Here is a 15,099-nt window from a genome sequence, read left to right on the forward strand (position 1 = left end):
CGCTGGGGCATAAATGCGCTATTTGCTGATGTTGCTGTTGTGTTTGCCCCTTTTGGCGAACGCCGTCGAATTCGATGAGTTCACACAGAGCCTTCCCCTGGGCCGATCCCTGCAAGTGTTTGAAGACGCAGACGGTCAGGCGAGCATTGCCCAGGTGCGCGCGCAAGCGGCCGCCGGAAACTTCCAGCCTCATGATCAAGCCACGCTCAACGCCGGCTATTCGCGCTCGGTGTTCTGGCTGAAAATCGACCTGCAATACCGCCCGACCCACCCGGCGGCGCAACGCACCTGGCTGCTGGAACTGGCCTATCCGCCGCTCGACCACCTTGATCTCTATTTGCCCGATGCCGCCGGCGACTATCAGAGGGTCCGGCAGACGGGCGATGCCTTGCCATTTGCCAGTCGCGAGATTCGCCAGAACAACTACCTGTTCAATCTGGACTTCACGCCCGGCCAGACGCAAACCGTGTACCTGCGCCTGCAAAGCCAGGGCTCGATCCAGGCGCCGGTCACGTTGTGGTCGAGCACGGCCTACCTCGAAGAGCAGCCCGTGCGGCTCTATGTGCTGGGGCTGATTTACGGTGTATTGCTGGGCATGTTGATTTACAACCTGTTCATCTACCTCAGCGTGCGTGACACCAGCTACCTCTATTACATCTTCTATATCGCTTCGTTCGGTCTGTATCAGCTGTCGGTGAACGGCGCGGCCGTGCAGTACTTCTGGCCGGACAATCCCTGGTGGGCGAATGCCGCGACGCCGTTTTTCATTGGCTGTGCCGGGTTGTTCGGCAGTCAGTTCGCCCGCAGTTTCTTGCAGACGTCGACCCACAGCCGCGGGCTCGACCGCTTGCTGCTGGCGCTGGTGGCGTTCAGTGCGCTGGTGGTCGGGCTGTCGCTGATGACCAGTTATGCCCTGGCCCTGCGCCTGGCGACAGCCCTGGCGCTGACCTTCACCGTGGTGATCTTCGCCGCCGGGATATTTGCCTGGTTGCGCGGGTTGCGGGTTGCACGGTACTTCATCATTGCCTGGTCGGCATTTTTGCTTGGCGGCATCATCAACACGATGATGGTGCTGGGGTATCTGCCGAACGTCTTCCTGACCATGTACTCCAGCCAGATCGGCTCGGCCATCGAAGTGGCGCTACTGTCCCTGGCCCTGGCCGACCGCATCAACGCCATGCGTGAACAGCAGGCGCAAACCCTGTTCGACGCAGGACAAAAGCTTGAAGTGCTCAATCAGCAACTGGCCCACAGCAACAAGCTCAAGGACGAATTCCTCGCCACCTTGACCCACGAGCTGCGCACGCCGATGAATGGCGTGATCGGTTCTCTGGAGCTGATGCAAACCGTCGAGATGGAGCCGGAGCTCGAGCAATATCAGCAAACCGCTGCCGGATCGGCGCGGGAGATGATGCGCATGGTCAACGGCATCCTCACCCTGACCGAGTTGCAGGCCGGCAAGCTTAAGGCATCGCCGTCGACGTTCAGCTTGCGCGGCTTGGTCGAGGCATTGCGTGTGCAGTTCGACGGCAACGCGACGAGCAAGTCGCTGGATTTCAAGGTCGATGTGGCGCCCGGTGTGCCGGATCGTTTGCACGGTGACAGCGCCAAGTTGGCGCAATGCCTGGAGTGCCTGCTGGATAACGCGATCAAGTTCACCCGGGTCGGCGGGCTGGCATTGCGGGTGTCCGGAAAAACAGTCACGCCCGATCGGCTGGCGTTGTCGTTCGCGGTGATCGACACCGGTATCGGCTTCACCGATCTGGGCGAGGCGACGATGTACCAGCGCTTCTTCCAGCTCGACGGCTCGATGACCCGTGAATACGGAGGTCTGGGGGTCGGCCTGGCGATTTGTCGCCAATTGGTCGAACTGCTCGGCGGTCGCCTGACGCACCGCTCGGAGCCGGGGCGCGGCAGTCGCTTCCAGCTCGACGTCGAGTTTGAAGTGCCGGCGCTGGAGCGTCCTCCTTCGTCCTTCATGCCCCAGGATCTTTCGCGTCTGCGACTGCCGCAGGACTGCGCGGTGTTGCTGGTCGATGACAACAACGTCAACCAATTGGTGATGCGCGGCATGTTGCTCAAGCTCGGGTTTCGCGTGCGCACCGCTGACAGCGCCAGCGCTGCGCTGGATTTCCTGCAGCGTGAAACGGTGGACGCCGTGTTGCTCGATTACGAGTTGCAGCCAATGGACGGCGTATCCGTGTGCTGCCAGATTCGCGCGTTGCCGGGTTGTTCGCAATTGCCGGTGTTCGTGATTGCCCAGGGTGTGGATCGCGAGCGCTGTCCGACCGGTGCGCTGATCGATTACCTGAGCAAACCGGTGAAGTTCGAAGACTTGCAGGTGGCGCTCTACCGCCGGGTGCTCTGTTCTCAACAGGGCGAAAGCGCCGACAGTTAGGCGGGTATGACACTTTTTTCAGCCGGGGGGCGGTGCTTAACTGAAATCCCTTGGCTGACCAAAGGAGCCCCGTCATGAACCTGCATCAGTTCGCCGAAACCCACGAAGTCACCAATCAGCCGCCGTCACTGGACGGTGCCAACCTGTATCGCATCGACTTGCCGTTACAGGAGTGGTCGCGGCGTTTCGGTGCCGGTTGGGCCGAGTCGCGGATCGACGCGTATGGCGCACTGGCCGGTGGACCGTTGATGGAAGCCGGGTTTCTGGCCAATCAGAACAAACCGGTGTTCAGCAGCCATGATCGATACGGGCACCGCATCGACCTGGTGGAGTTCCACCCGGCTTATCACGAGCTGATGCGCACGGCGGTCGAGCATGGCTTGACCTCGTTGCCCTGGGCCCATCCGCAGTCCGGCGCCCACGTGGCCCGCGCCTCCATGACGTATTTGCACAGTCAGGCCGAAGCCGGCAGCGGTTGCCCGTTGACCATGACCTTCGCCAGTGTCCCGGCGCTGCGTCTGCAAGCGGATCTGGCGGAACAATGGCTGCCGAAAATCCTCGCCACTGAGTATGACCCGCGTAACGTCGGCATGGCCCACAAGGTGGGGGTGACCATTGGCATGGCCATGACCGAGAAACAGGGCGGCACCGATGTGCGCGCCAACACCACCAAGGCCTATCCGGTGGGTGCCAGCGGTCCGGGCCAGGCCTACGAACTGGTGGGGCACAAGTGGTTCTGCTCGGCGCCGATGTGCGATGCCTTCCTGACCCTGGCGCAGACCGACAAGGGCCTGACCTGTTTCCTGTTGCCGCGCCATCGTCCGGATGACACGCGCAATCAGTTCTACATCCAGCGTTTGAAAAACAAACTCGGCAACTGCTCCAACGCTTCCAGCGAAGTGGAATTCCGGGGCGCGCTGGCATGGATGGTCGGCGAAGAGGGGCGCGGCGTGCCGACGATCATCGAAATGGTTGCCATGACCCGCTTCGATTGCATGGTCGGTTCCAGTTCCCTGATGCGCCAGGCGCTGACCCAGGCCAGCCATCACTGCGCTCACCGCTCGGTGGGCGGCAGATTGCTCAGCGAACAACCCTTGATGCAAAACGTGCTGGCGGACCTGGCGCTGGAAAGCGAAGCGGCGCTGGCGTTGAGTTTGCGCATGGGCCGGGCGCTGGATCATCTGGACGATGCCCAGGAAGCCAAATTCGCCCGCCTGGTGACGGCGGTGGGCAAGTACTGGATCTGCAAGCGCGCGCCGGCCATGATCAACGAAGCCGCCGAATGCATGGGCGGTGCCGGTTATGTCGAAGACAGCATCCTGCCGCGCCTCTACCGCGAGGCGCCGGTCAACTCGACGTGGGAAGGCTCCGGCAACGTGCAATGCCTTGACGTGCTGCGCGCGCTGTCGAAAGAACCGGGTGTGCTGGATGCGTTGTTCAGCGAATTGGGCGACGGGCACGGCGACAAACGCCTGGCTGCGCACATCCAACAATTGCAGGCGGCGTTCAAGGACACCACTGACATTCAATATCGCGCCCGGCAGTTGACCGAAGACATTGCGCTTGGGTTGCAGGCCAAGCTGTTGCTGGAAGCGGGGAATTCGGCGGTCAGTGATGCTTTTATCGCCAGCCGCCTGAATGGCGGTGGCCGGGTTTACGGCGCGTTGCCGCGGGGCCTGGATGTGGAAGCGATTGTCGCCCGTTCGACTCCGCAAGGTTTCTGATCACCATCGGCCCCCTGTGGGAGCGGTGTTCAAGGCAATTGTATTGTGGCCACTGTTCCCGTGAAGCAGCGATGCAGGCAAGATGAAGCTCTGCAAGTCAGAACACAGGATGCTGATCGTGACCGAAGCTTTTATTGTCGTTCAAACCGCCGAGCAAGCCGTGGATCGGCTTGCGCTTTTGCACAATCGTGCAACCACCGCGCTCAATCAGGCGCTCAAGCGCTACCTCAAGGATCGTGTCGAGCCCGATGCCGAGCAGCGTGCTCTGTTTCGTTATCCCGAATTGCGCCTGACCTACCATTGCCAGGGCGAAGTCCCGCAGACCACCCGCGCCTACGCCAAGGTGCAGTTGCCAGGTACCTACAGCGTCACCGTTACCCATCCGGCGGCTTTTCGTAAATACCTGCTGGAACAGCTCGTGCCGTTGATGCACGACTTCACCGTGACCGTGGAAGTCGGTGTCAGCCAGCAAAACATTCCTTATCCGTACGTGGTTGAGCAGGGCGATGAGCTGGCCGGCTCCGGCGTGACCGCTGCCGTGCTGGCGCGGGTGTTCCCGAGCACTGATCTGTCGGCCGCCACTGATGGCATCGCCGATGGCCTGTACGATTGGGAAAACACCGATCCGCTGCCGCTGGCGTTGTTCGACGCCGCGCGAGTGGATTTCTCCCTGCGCCGCTTGGTGCATTACACCGGCAGCGACTGGCGCCATGTGCAGCCGTGGATCCTGCTGACCAACTACCACCGTTACGTTGACCAGTTCATCGTCCATGGCCTGGAGCAGTTGCGCAGCGATCCGCGTTTCGTGCGCATGGTGTTGCCGGGCAACGTGATCATCGAAAAGAGCATGGATCACGGCGAAGCCTCGGCGATTGCCGCCGGTGTGGTCTGGCACCGCTACCAGATGCCGGCCTATCACCTGATCGCCACCGACGGCCACGGCGTGACGCTGGTGAATATCGGCGTCGGCCCGTCCAACGCCAAGAACATCACCGACCACCTGGCCGTGCTGCGTCCACATTGCTGGCTGATGATCGGTCACTGCGGCGGCTTGCGTCAGTCGCAGACGATTGGCGACTACGTGCTGGCGCATGCTTACATGCGTCGCGACGGGATTCTCGACCGGGTAGTGCCGCCGAACATTCCGATCCCGGCCCTGGCCGAAGTGCAGATGGCTTTGCAGCAAGCGGCGGCAAACATCACCGGCGAGAAGGGCGACGAACTGAAGAAGCGCCTGCGCACCGGCACCGTGTTGACCTACGACGACCGTAACTGGGAGTTGCGTTGGGCTCAGGAGCGACCGCTGATCAACCTGTCCCGCGCCGTGGCGGTGGACATGGAAAGCGGCACCATCGCCGCCCAGGGTTATCGTTTGCGGGTGCCTTACGGCACGTTGCTCTGCGTTTCGGACAAACCGCTGCACAGCGAGATCAAGTTGCCGGGCTCGGCCAACGCCTTCTATGAGCGCGCTGTCAGCCAGCATCTGAAGATCGGTATCGAAGCGGTGGATCTGTTGCGCACCGAACTCAATTCGCTGCACTCGCGCAAACTGCGTAGCTTCGACGAGCCGCCGTTCCGCTGATTGTTCTCGTGGTCATTTGGCGGTCAGGCCACTAGCATAGTGGGCCCTGACCGCTAGATGTTCTCTTCGCCATGTCCCGTCCACAACGTCCCGTTTCCCGCCGCCCTGGCGCGAAGCCATCTCCCTCAGCCGCGCGTCGTGTTGCCAAGGCACCACCGGCCGAGCCGAAGCTGATCCTGTTCAACAAGCCGTTCGATGTGCTGACGCAATTCAGCGACGGCGAAGGGCGCGCGACACTCAAGGATTACATCGAGATTCCCGGGATCTACCCGGCAGGGCGACTGGACCGCGACAGCGAAGGCTTGCTGCTGCTGACCAACGACGGTCAGCTTCAGGCGCGCATCGCCGACCCCAAGCACAAACTGGCCAAGACTTATTGGGTGCAAGTGGAGGGCGAGCCGAGCGCCGAGCAGTTGCAGCGTTTGCGCGACGGCGTTGAATTGAACGACGGCATGACCTTGCCCGCCGAGGCGCGGCAATTGGAAGAGCCTGAGTTGTGGCCGCGCAATCCGCCAGTACGCTTTCGCAAAAGCGTGCCGACCTGTTGGCTGGAATTGGTGATTCGCGAAGGTCGCAACCGTCAGGTGCGGCGCATGACGGCAGCGGTGGGCTTGCCGACGTTGCGGCTGGTGCGGGTCAGGATCGGCGACTGGACGATCGAAGGGCTCGATCAGGGCCAGTGGAAGGAAGTGCCGGCGCGCTTATAAAGAGCCGGATTCGATCATGCCGATCACCACGCTCTTGATCACGAACGCCGCCACGCCCAGGCCCAGCACGAAGAACAGAATGAATGAGCCGAAACGCCCGGCCTTGGACTTCTTCGCCAGATCCCAGACGATGAAACCCATGAAAATGATCAGGATGCTGACCAGTCCGGTCATCATCCACTCTTCGAATACAGCAGGATCCATCGAACTTCTCCAGCGCAGGCGAGGCTAAAAGGGCGCGTGGAGTATACGCCTTGCAGATTGCGTGCAGTATTGGCCTGCGGCAGTGTGTCGCGGCTGTGGCGAGGGAGCTTGCTCCCGCCGGGACGCGGAGCGGCCCTGAAATCTGCAATCGAGTTATCTCAGGCACACCGCATGTGTCGGGCTTGCGACTGCTTCGCAGCCGAGCGGGAGCAAGCTCCCTCGCCACAGTCAGCCCCACAACCCTCTATTTAGCTGCGCAAATGAGTCAAAGGCAGTTCGGTGCTGTTCAAAACCTGATTCAACACAAAACTCGACCGAACACTGGTCACGCCTTCAATGCGCGTCAAATGCCCCAGTAGCAGCTTCTGATAATGATCCATGTCCGGCACCACCACCTTGAGCTGGTAGTCCGCATCCATCCCGGTCACCAGGCTGCATTCCAGCACTTGCGGCAAGGTACGAATCGCCGCTTCGAAATTCTCGAATCGCTCCGGGGTGTGCCGGTCCATGCCGATCAGCACGTAAGCGGTCAGACTCAGGCCGAGCATCTTGCGGTCGAGCAGGGCGACCTGGCGGGAGATGTAGCCGTCGTCTTCCAGTTGCTTGACGCGACGTGAGCAGGGCGAAGGTGACAGGCCGATGCGTTCGGCCAGCTCCTGATTGGAGATGCGCGCATCGCGCTGCAATTCAGCCAAAATGCTCAGGTCGTATCGGTCGAGTTTGCTCATCAAACGGTCCCTTGTCGTATCTATTGCGGCAGATTATCTATCCAGGGTTAAAAATTGCGCAAGTGATGTTTATTTCAGCAATCTTCGCAATCCTCTGCCGGCGACTCGAGCCTATTCTTATCACCAGAATCACTGCTCGGACAAACAGTCCAGTGCGACTCGCCCAATCAGGCCAGTCGCGGCCGCCACCCCCACCGGGGATGCGCAGGCCCCCGAGCTACACACTGTCCAGAAGACGGCGTGAGGTGAGCCGACGTCATAAGCGTCGAGCACGGACGAAGTTCTCAAGGGGAGGCCGACGGGTCTCCCCTTTTTCTTGCCCGAAATTTGCCGTTTCCCCCTCAATAAATAAGTTTCGCGACTGATAACCTGTTGCAGAACCGGCCTGTGCATTTCCAGTCTTACGTACAAGCCCTAACCCGCAGTGAGGAAAAGCATGAAGTCGCGCATCTGGCGTTTGGCCGGTGTTGGTTTGCTGTGTGTCAGTGTGACTGTGCAATCGCTGGCCGATGAGCCGCAGAACCGTGGCCCCGATGGCGGCCAGCATGGAGACGGCGGTCGTCAGGGCAACAATAATCAGGGGCACGGCGGCAACAATCAGCCGCGCCCACAGAACAACGACATCATCCGTGGCGACAACAGCCGCCAGTTCGAACACAACGGTCAAGGCCAGAATCAAAACCAGAACAACGGCCAATGGCAGAGCCGTCCACCGCCCGACTACAACAGCCGGGTACGTTCGCCGCCACCACCGCCGCAACTGCCGGCCAATGATTTGCCCATTCAGCCTCGGCCCGACACCGTGCAGCAAACCCAAGAGCCGCGCCGTGGGTACTACAAGGACGAACCGCGGCGCAACGATCCCAACCCGCACTGGAATGGCTACATAGGCGCACCGTCCAACGGTAACGACAAGTGGCAAGGTCGCCCGAGCGGTCACGGCAATGGCTGGGGACCTGGCCCCCAGTATCGGCCGGGGCATGTGATCGACCGCTTTCCTGATCGTGACTATCGCGTGCCTTATGGCGGTCGCGATTATTTCTACTCCGGTGGCTACTGGTATCGCCCGCAAGGCCCGCGTTACGTGGTGGTGCAACCGCCGCGCGGGATTCGCATCCAGTATTTGCCTGATTACGCCCGAGAAGTCTGGATCGGTGGCTCGCTGTTGTTCCTGGCGGCCGGTTCGTACTACGCCTATCAGGAGAGCACTAGGGATTACGTGGTGGTCGAGCCGCCCGGACAGCCGCTGGCAACCGGAAATGGCATCGACGTTGAAGCCTACCCGGCCAACGGCCAGTCGCCGGAGCAGGTCAATCAGGATGGCTACGATTGCTACCGCTGGGCGGTCGAGCAGAGTGGTTTCGACCCGCGTGTCGACACCTATCAACCGGACCCGACCGTCGTGCAAACCTACCGGCAAGCCCAGGGCGGTTGCCTGAGCAGTCGAGGTTATCGCGTGACGTTCTGAGCCCGGGCGGCATTCACCACTTCCTGCGGGTCGGCGTGCACCAGCACTTCGGCTCGCGGGTAAGCGGCGTGAATCGCATCGGCGGCCTGATCGCTGATGCTGTGGGCGACTGACAAGGTCAATTCCCCCGGCAGTTCCAGGTGCAACTGCACAAACCACTGGTTGCCGGAAATCCGCGTACGCAAATCATGCGCGCCCAGCACCCCCGGCACGCTGCACGCCAGTTCCAGCATGTGCTGGCTGACATCCGGCGGCAGTTCTTCATCCATCAATACCGCAAAACTTTCCCGGGCGATCGTCACCGCGCTCCAGAAAATATACGCGGCAATTCCCAAGCCGAACCAGGCGTCGACCTGATGCCAGCCAAATCCGGCCAATACCAGCGCCACCAGAATGCTGCCGTTGAGCAGCATGTCCGAGCGGTAATGCAGGGAGTCGGCGCGCACCGCGTTGGAGCCGGTGGCCTTGACCACTCGATGCTGCAACATCAGCAGTGCCAGGGTCAGGGCCAGCGAAAAGATAATCACGCCAATGCTGATCCACGGCGCGCCCACCGGTTCCGGATGCTTGACACGTTCGTACGCCTGCAACGCAATCAGCACCGCACTGCCGCCGATGAACAGCGCCTGCGCCATGCCGGCCAGTGATTCAGCCTTGCCATGCCCGTAGCGATGATCGTCATCGGCCGGGCGCAAGGCGTAGTGCACCGCCAGCAAGTTGAGCAGCGAGGTGACGCCGTCGAGTGCCGAGTCGGTCAACCCGGCGAGCATGCTCACCGAACCGCTTAGCCACCAGGCGATGGCTTTGGCGATGATCAACGCGCAAGCCACCGCCACCGAGGCACGGGTCGCCAGCCGCAGCAGGCGGGCGTGTTCGGAGCTGGAGATCATGAGTGCGGTCGTTCCTTCAAGTGCACCGATTACGCGGCAGGTTGCAGGCCAAGCAGGGCCAGTTGCTGGGTGCTGCCCTTGTGCTGGATCAGGCGCGGATCGTCCAGCGGCAGGCTGCGGCCCGTCTCACGTTCCAGAATAGTCTGCAACTTGAGGTTATCGACCTTGCCGTCGGCGCCGATGGCCTCCTGGAGTTTTTCCGGGGCGACCTGGGCGGTCTCGCCCGGTGCGTAGTAAATCGCGCCCGTGGCGAAGTCCACCGCAAACGCGATCAGGCCGGGAACGATGTAGAACAGCAGCCCCACGGCATCGAGCACGGCAATCGCCGGGTCGATCTTGCCGTCGATCTGGCCACGGCGATCGGGATAGAAAATCGAACCGCAGGCGGTCAGTTGAGTCAGCAAGGTCGCGACCAAAACACCGCCGATCAGGCGAAAGGGAACACGCATATGAAATCTCCTGGGTAATTTCAAAACGAAGCGTCGTCGATATGAATTAGGACCGCAACGAACACTGAGCAGTTCGCCGTTATACTCGCCGCTCTGTTTGGGAGCCAGCATGATTTCTTTGCCGATCGATGAAGTTTTACCCGACCTGCGTGAAGCCTTCGCTACGCGCCATGAAGCTGTATTGGTGTGCGATTAGGCAAACTGTTTTGAGTTGTAACATGATAGTTGTACGGTAACATTTGCGCTGTTACTGTGCGTCAATCGTGTTGCTTGGTGCTGAGATGAGAACTAGCCGGCAAGAGATTCAAAATTATTTCGAGTTGATTTTCGGGGTAAAGCCCGAGATTAAGCGTTGGACGAAATCCAAGGGCTTGCCTTTTTATCTCTTGGATGAGTACGCCTTCGACGTAGTGACATTGCATGGGTGTCAATGCGTGGTGTTACTCGCTCATGAGCCCTTCGAAAATGCAGCGAAGATTCGCAAGCACATCGACATTCTGAAAAAAATCATCGATCACCCGATTCTCTATGCGACCGGCGCACTCCAGTCATTTGAGCGCAAGCGTCTTATTGAGGCCGGTGTTCAATTCGTTGTTCCTGGCAACCAATTGTTCGCACCGCAGCTCGGGCTTGATATGCGTGAGTTCTATCGCAGCAGGCAGGCAGCAAAAACTGTCTTGAGCCCGGCTAGCCAGGCTGTGCTCATCGCAACCCTCAATCGAGGCTGGGAGGAGAATGAAACCTTCCGGGGGACCGATCTGGTCGACGCAGACCTCTACTCCAAAATGACGATATCCAGGGCGATGAAAGAGCTTCATTCGTTCGGATTGATAGAGCCGGTATCCAGTAGCAAATCAATACTCTGGCGTTTCGTTGCTGCGCCTAAAACCCTATGGGAAAAATCCCTGCCGGTTCTGCAAAGCCCGGTGAAGCGGGTGGTGTATGCAGATTGGCAACCCGTGGCGCAAAGAGTCGCAGGATTGTCCGCGCTCAGCAGGCTGTCCTTGCTGGACGAGCCGTCAATACCCGTTATTGCATTCACCAAAGAAAGTTGGGATTTGGAAGTCGCTCGCTCCGGTCGCGCGGAAGTTGACCCATTCGACAAACCGGTCGTTGAGGTCGAGATCTGGAGCTATTCCCCTGATCACATTACAGGGCAAACCCGAATTCCGATGTCACCAGAAAGCGTCGATCCTCTGTCTCTTTATCTGAGCCTGAGGAACAACGTCGACGACCGGGTTCAACTGAGCCTTGATGAAATGATGGAGAAGATCGAATGGTAAAAGGATTGGATACCTTCCGCGAAGCCTTTGCCGGCCATGCGGACCGATATGTGCTCATCGGCGGCGTTGCAGCCAGCCTTACTCTTGAGGAGGCGGGCATTGAGTTCCGATCAACGCGAGATCTGGACATCGTGCTCATCATCGAAGCATTGGATGAAGTGTTCTGTGCCGAGTTCTGGGAGTTCATCAAGCGCGGAGGTTATACCGAGCGACAGGAGCTTGATGGTCCGTCAAAGCGGTACAGGTTCGGCAAGCCTTCTGATGAACGTTACCCGGTTCTTCTAGAATTGTTCTCAAGGGCACCCGACGGTTTAACGCTGCCAGAAAATGCTGATCTGACCCCGGTTCCAATCGATGGAGAGATTTCCGATTTATCGGCCATTTTGCTCGACGATGCTTATTACAGCTTCATCGTCGCGGGTCGCAATCATACGAACGATCTCGCCTACATCGGCGTTGACCGGCTTATTCCGCTCAAGGCGCAGGCATGGACCAATCTCAGTCATCCGGATTGCGTGGAGGAGGGGGCGGGCCGCAAAAGCAATAAACACTTGAAGGACGTTTTGCTTCTGTCTCGTCTTCTTTCGGCGGAATCAGATGTTGATCTGCCGGAAAGCATCGCAAACGACTTGCGAAGCTTTCTCGACGTTATGCCCTCTCTGGACGTCGATATGAAAGCCGTGGGGCTGCGTGGTGTCACTATCACTGAAGTCGCAGAGCGCATACGTTCAGCATTCAAGGTATAGGGCTGTTCGTCGCTATACTGCGCGGCTTGTTTGGGAGCCAGCATGATTTCTTTGCCGATCGATGAAGTTTTACCCGCCCTGCGTGCAGCCCTCGCTACGCGCCATGAAGCCGTGCTCGAAGCGCCGCCCGGTGCCGGTAAAACCACCCGCGTGCCGTTGGCCTTGCTCAATGAGCCTTGGCTGGCCGGGCAAACCATCCTGATGCTCGAACCGCGTCGCCTGGCGGCGCGGGCGGCGGCGGAGCGGTTGGCCAGTGAGCTGGGTGAGAAAGTTGGCGAGACCGTGGGGTATCGCATTCGGCTCGACAGCAAGGTGGGTCCCAAGACTCGAATTGAAGTGGTCACCGAAGGCATTCTCACCCGGCGCTTGCAGGACGACCCGGCGCTGGACGGCGTGGGGTTGCTGATCTTCGATGAATTTCACGAACGCAGTCTCGACGCCGATCTGGCGTTGGCCCTGAGCCTGAACGGTCGGGAACTGTTCCGTGACGACCAGCCGCTGAAAATCCTCTTGATGTCGGCAACGCTCGAAGGCGAACGTCTGGCCGGGTTGCTCGACGATGCGCCAATCCTGCGCAGCGAGGGGCGCATGTACCCGGTGGCGATGCGCTGGGGCCGACCGTTTCAGGCCGGTGAATTCATCGAGCCGAGACTGGTGCAGACCATCCTCGAAGCCTTGAACGACGAAACCGGCAGCGTGCTGGTATTTCTGCCGGGGCAGGCGGAAATCCGGCGCGTGCATCAGCAATTGGCTGATGCGCTGGGCGATAACCCTCAGGTTTTACTTTGCCCGTTGCACGGTGAACTGGACCTCGCCGCGCAACGTGCGGCGATTGATCCGGCGCCACCGGGCAAGCGCAAAGTCGTGCTGGCCACCAACATCGCCGAGACCAGCCTGACCATCGATGGCGTGCGCGTGGTGATCGATGCCGGGCTGGCGCGGGTGCCACGATTCGATCCCGGCAGCGGCATGACCCGCCTCGACACCCAGCGCATTTCCAAGGCCAGCGCCACGCAGCGCGCGGGCCGGGCCGGGCGACTGGAACCGGGCGTGTGTTATCGCTTGTGGTCGCAGGATCAGCACGAGCAACTGGCGGCCTACGGCAGTGCGGAAATTCTGTCGGCGGACCTCGCCGGGTTGGCCTTGCAACTTGGTCGTTGGGGCGTGACGCCGGGCCAGTTGGTTTGGCTGGACGTTCCACCGGCAGCCGCTTATGCACAGGCTCAGGATTTGCTCGAACGCTTGGGCGCGCTGGAGGGCGATGCGCTGACCCGCCACGGTCAGGCCATGGCCGAACTGCCGGCGCATCCGCGCATCGCCCATTTGCTGTTGCGCGGCCAGGCGCTCGGTTTGGCCGACATGGCGTGTGACGTCGCGGCATTGCTCGGCGAGCGCGATATCTTGCGCGGTGCTGGCGCGGATCTGCACAGCCGATTGGTGCTCTTGTCTGGCGAAGAGCGCGCCGCACGCGGTGCTCAGGGTGGCGTGCAGCGAGCGCGACAGCTGGCGCGGCAGTATCGCGGTTATCTGCGGGGCAAGGCGTCGGAGCCGGTCAGCGATCCCGATCATCCGCGTTGGCTCGGCGCGCTGCTGGCGCTGGCCTATCCCGACCGCGTCGCCCAGCAGCGCCGTGCCGGTGGCGCCGAGTATCGACTGGCCAACGGTCGCGCGGCGTTGTTCGCCGAAGCGGACAGTTTGATGAAGCAAGCGTGGCTGGTGATCGCCGACCTCGGCAGTCGTCAGGGGCAGCGTGAAGAGCGGATTTATCTGGCCGCGGATTTCGACCCGGCGCTGTTCGATTCAGTGCTGGCCGAACAGGTGCGCGTTGTCGACCAACTGGATTGGGACGAGCGCGAAGGCGTGTTGCGCGCCGAACGCCAGCGCAAGGTCGGCGAGCTGATCCTCAGCCGCGAGCCGCTGACCGGCCTCGACGAAACCGCCCGCAGCCAGGCGTTGGTCAACCTGGTGCGACGCAAAGGCCTGGAGCTGTTGCCGTGGACGCCGGAGCTGCGTCAGTGGCAGGCGCGGGTGGCGTTGTTGCGTCAGCTGGATATGGCCGGCAAGGGCGAAAGCGAATGGCCGGACGTCAGCGACGCGGCGTTGCTCAAGGGACTCGAACATTGGCTGATGCCGTATCTGGGCAAGGTCTCGCGGCTTAGCCACTTCGCCAACCTCGACCTGTCGAGCATCGTCCACAACCTGCTGCCGTGGCCGCTGCCGCAACGGCTCGATGAGCAGGCGCCGCATCACTTGAGCGTGCCGTCGGGCTCATCGATTCGTCTGGATTACAGCGAGCAACCACCGATTCTCGCGGTGCGTTTGCAGGAGCTGTTCGGCCTCGCCGAAACCCCGCGCATCGCCGGCGGCCGGCAAGTGGTCAAGCTGCATCTGTTATCCCCGGCGCGGCGACCGGTGCAGGTGACGCAGGATCTGGCGAACTTCTGGCGCAGCACCTACGCCGAGGTGAAGAAGGATTTGAAGGGGCGCTACCCGAAGCACTATTGGCCGGATGATCCCTTGGTGGCTGAAGCCACTGCGCGGATCAAACCGCGCAAGTAAACCTGTAGGAGCGAGCTTGCTCGCGATGGTCGTAAACGATAACGCGTAAAACCAGATGCACAGCGGTGCCCTTGAGCCTTTCGCGAGCAAGCTCGCTCCTACAGATTTTCCGCTGGATGGTCCGTGTTGAAAGGCGTTTAAGGATACTTCCTGCAAGCTACAAGACCTTGCGCCGTTGCCTACGGGTACGCCAGAATCCGCCGGCTTGTGCGCTCTGGGGGCCATCGGTAACTTGATTCGTGTCACTGCTCATCAGTGATCGGGTTTAGTAGCCCGGCTAAGGTAAAGCGGTCGCACGAGCGTCATCAGTCAGGTAATCACCTGCACTCTATGGCAGCTGTGCGCATGGCGTCCTCGGACG

General features: G+C 60.7%; 12 protein-coding genes. 8 read left to right on the forward strand and 4 right to left on the reverse strand.

Annotated features, from left to right (window positions below):
- The first annotated feature begins 13 nt into the window (after nt 1-13).
- The 4 genes from KHO07_RS03585 (at nt 14) to KHO07_RS03600 (ending at nt 6,411) form a co-directional block, all read left to right on the forward strand.
- Nucleotides 14-2,398 carry a hybrid sensor histidine kinase/response regulator gene (locus KHO07_RS03585; RefSeq protein WP_212626480.1) on the forward strand — a complete coding sequence of 795 codons (2,385 nt, stop codon included), beginning with the start codon at nt 14-16 and terminating at the stop codon, nt 2,396-2,398.
- A gap of 74 nt (nt 2,399-2,472) precedes the next feature.
- Nucleotides 2,473-4,122, forward strand: a complete 1,650-nt coding sequence (locus KHO07_RS03590; protein ID WP_212626481.1) for an acyl-CoA dehydrogenase family protein — start codon at nt 2,473-2,475, stop codon at nt 4,120-4,122.
- An 82-nt stretch (nt 4,123-4,204) separates the two neighbouring features.
- Entirely contained in the window at nt 4,205-5,704 is a 1,500-nt protein-coding gene (gene amn, locus KHO07_RS03595) for an AMP nucleosidase (protein WP_191635258.1), read from the forward strand.
- A gap of 71 nt (nt 5,705-5,775) precedes the next feature.
- On the forward strand, nt 5,776-6,411 hold the full coding sequence (locus KHO07_RS03600; protein ID WP_244858264.1) for a pseudouridine synthase: 636 nt from the start codon (nt 5,776-5,778) through the stop codon (nt 6,409-6,411).
- On the opposite strand, the gene KHO07_RS03605 is transcribed toward KHO07_RS03600, so the two are convergent.
- Together KHO07_RS03605 and KHO07_RS03610 are read right to left on the reverse strand one after the other, a co-directional pair.
- Entirely contained in the window at nt 6,406-6,615 is a 210-nt protein-coding gene (locus KHO07_RS03605; RefSeq protein ID WP_150734665.1) for a DUF2788 domain-containing protein, read from the reverse strand. The two genes, KHO07_RS03600 and KHO07_RS03605, sit on opposite strands and share 6 nt — an antisense overlap.
- Before the next feature lie 248 nt (nt 6,616-6,863).
- Nucleotides 6,864-7,343, reverse strand: coding sequence for an Lrp/AsnC family transcriptional regulator (locus KHO07_RS03610; protein WP_007937367.1), 480 nt, complete (start codon nt 7,341-7,343; stop codon nt 6,864-6,866).
- A gap of 436 nt (nt 7,344-7,779) precedes the next feature.
- Here KHO07_RS03610 and KHO07_RS03615 point away from each other — a divergent pair, with 436 nt between their 5' ends.
- On the forward strand, nt 7,780-8,811 hold the full coding sequence (locus KHO07_RS03615) for a DUF6515 family protein (protein ID WP_212626482.1): 1,032 nt from the start codon (nt 7,780-7,782) through the stop codon (nt 8,809-8,811).
- Here the strand turns inward: KHO07_RS03615 and KHO07_RS03620 are convergent.
- Nucleotides 8,793-9,701 (reverse strand): cation diffusion facilitator family transporter, encoded by a 909-nt coding sequence (locus tag KHO07_RS03620; RefSeq protein ID WP_212626483.1) that lies wholly within the window; start codon nt 9,699-9,701, stop codon nt 8,793-8,795. The genes KHO07_RS03615 and KHO07_RS03620 overlap by 19 nt on opposite strands.
- A 29-nt stretch (nt 9,702-9,730) precedes the next feature.
- Nucleotides 9,731-10,150 (reverse strand): polyribonucleotide nucleotidyltransferase, encoded by a 420-nt coding sequence (locus tag KHO07_RS03625; RefSeq protein ID WP_212626484.1) that lies wholly within the window; start codon nt 10,148-10,150, stop codon nt 9,731-9,733.
- A 281-nt stretch (nt 10,151-10,431) separates the two neighbouring features.
- Here KHO07_RS03625 and KHO07_RS03630 point away from each other — a divergent pair, with 281 nt between their 5' ends.
- From KHO07_RS03630 to hrpB, 3 genes are read left to right on the forward strand one after another with little or no spacing between them, the layout of a single operon-like run.
- Entirely contained in the window at nt 10,432-11,433 is a 1,002-nt protein-coding gene (locus tag KHO07_RS03630; protein WP_212626485.1) for a hypothetical protein, read from the forward strand.
- Complete coding sequence (locus KHO07_RS03635) at nt 11,427-12,179, forward strand: nucleotidyl transferase AbiEii/AbiGii toxin family protein (RefSeq protein WP_150734670.1); 753 nt, start codon at nt 11,427-11,429, stop codon at nt 12,177-12,179. Before KHO07_RS03630 ends, KHO07_RS03635 begins: the two co-directional genes overlap by 7 nt.
- 42 nt (nt 12,180-12,221) lie before the next feature.
- On the forward strand, nt 12,222-14,738 hold the full coding sequence (gene hrpB / locus KHO07_RS03640) for an ATP-dependent helicase HrpB (protein ID WP_212626486.1): 2,517 nt from the start codon (nt 12,222-12,224) through the stop codon (nt 14,736-14,738).
- The last annotated feature ends 361 nt before the right edge of the window (nt 14,739-15,099 follow it).

Origin of the sequence: Pseudomonas sp. PP3, assembly GCF_905336995.1 — a bacterium.
GTDB classification, from domain to species: domain Bacteria; phylum Pseudomonadota; class Gammaproteobacteria; order Pseudomonadales; family Pseudomonadaceae; genus Aquipseudomonas; species Aquipseudomonas reinekei.

What these genes read in the sequence shown, in the direction of transcription:
- KHO07_RS03585 (WP_212626480.1), top strand. Translation starts at nt 14, where the DNA reads ATGCGCTATTTGCTGATGTTGCTGTTGTGTTTGCCCCTTTTGGCGAAC.
- KHO07_RS03590 (WP_212626481.1), top strand. Translation starts at nt 2,473, where the DNA reads ATGAACCTGCATCAGTTCGCCGAAACCCACGAAGTCACCAATCAGCCG.
- amn (WP_191635258.1), top strand. Translation starts at nt 4,205, where the DNA reads ATGAAGCTCTGCAAGTCAGAACACAGGATGCTGATCGTGACCGAAGCT.
- KHO07_RS03600 (WP_244858264.1), top strand. Translation starts at nt 5,776, where the DNA reads ATGTCCCGTCCACAACGTCCCGTTTCCCGCCGCCCTGGCGCGAAGCCA.
- KHO07_RS03605 (WP_150734665.1), bottom strand. Translation starts at nt 6,615, where the DNA reads ATGGATCCTGCTGTATTCGAAGAGTGGATGATGACCGGACTGGTCAGC.
- KHO07_RS03610 (WP_007937367.1), bottom strand. Translation starts at nt 7,343, where the DNA reads ATGAGCAAACTCGACCGATACGACCTGAGCATTTTGGCTGAATTGCAG.
- KHO07_RS03615 (WP_212626482.1), top strand. Translation starts at nt 7,780, where the DNA reads ATGAAGTCGCGCATCTGGCGTTTGGCCGGTGTTGGTTTGCTGTGTGTC.
- KHO07_RS03620 (WP_212626483.1), bottom strand. Translation starts at nt 9,701, where the DNA reads ATGATCTCCAGCTCCGAACACGCCCGCCTGCTGCGGCTGGCGACCCGT.
- KHO07_RS03625 (WP_212626484.1), bottom strand. Translation starts at nt 10,150, where the DNA reads ATGCGTGTTCCCTTTCGCCTGATCGGCGGTGTTTTGGTCGCGACCTTG.
- KHO07_RS03630 (WP_212626485.1), top strand. Translation starts at nt 10,432, where the DNA reads ATGAGAACTAGCCGGCAAGAGATTCAAAATTATTTCGAGTTGATTTTC.
- KHO07_RS03635 (WP_150734670.1), top strand. Translation starts at nt 11,427, where the DNA reads ATGGTAAAAGGATTGGATACCTTCCGCGAAGCCTTTGCCGGCCATGCG.
- hrpB (WP_212626486.1), top strand. Translation starts at nt 12,222, where the DNA reads ATGATTTCTTTGCCGATCGATGAAGTTTTACCCGCCCTGCGTGCAGCC.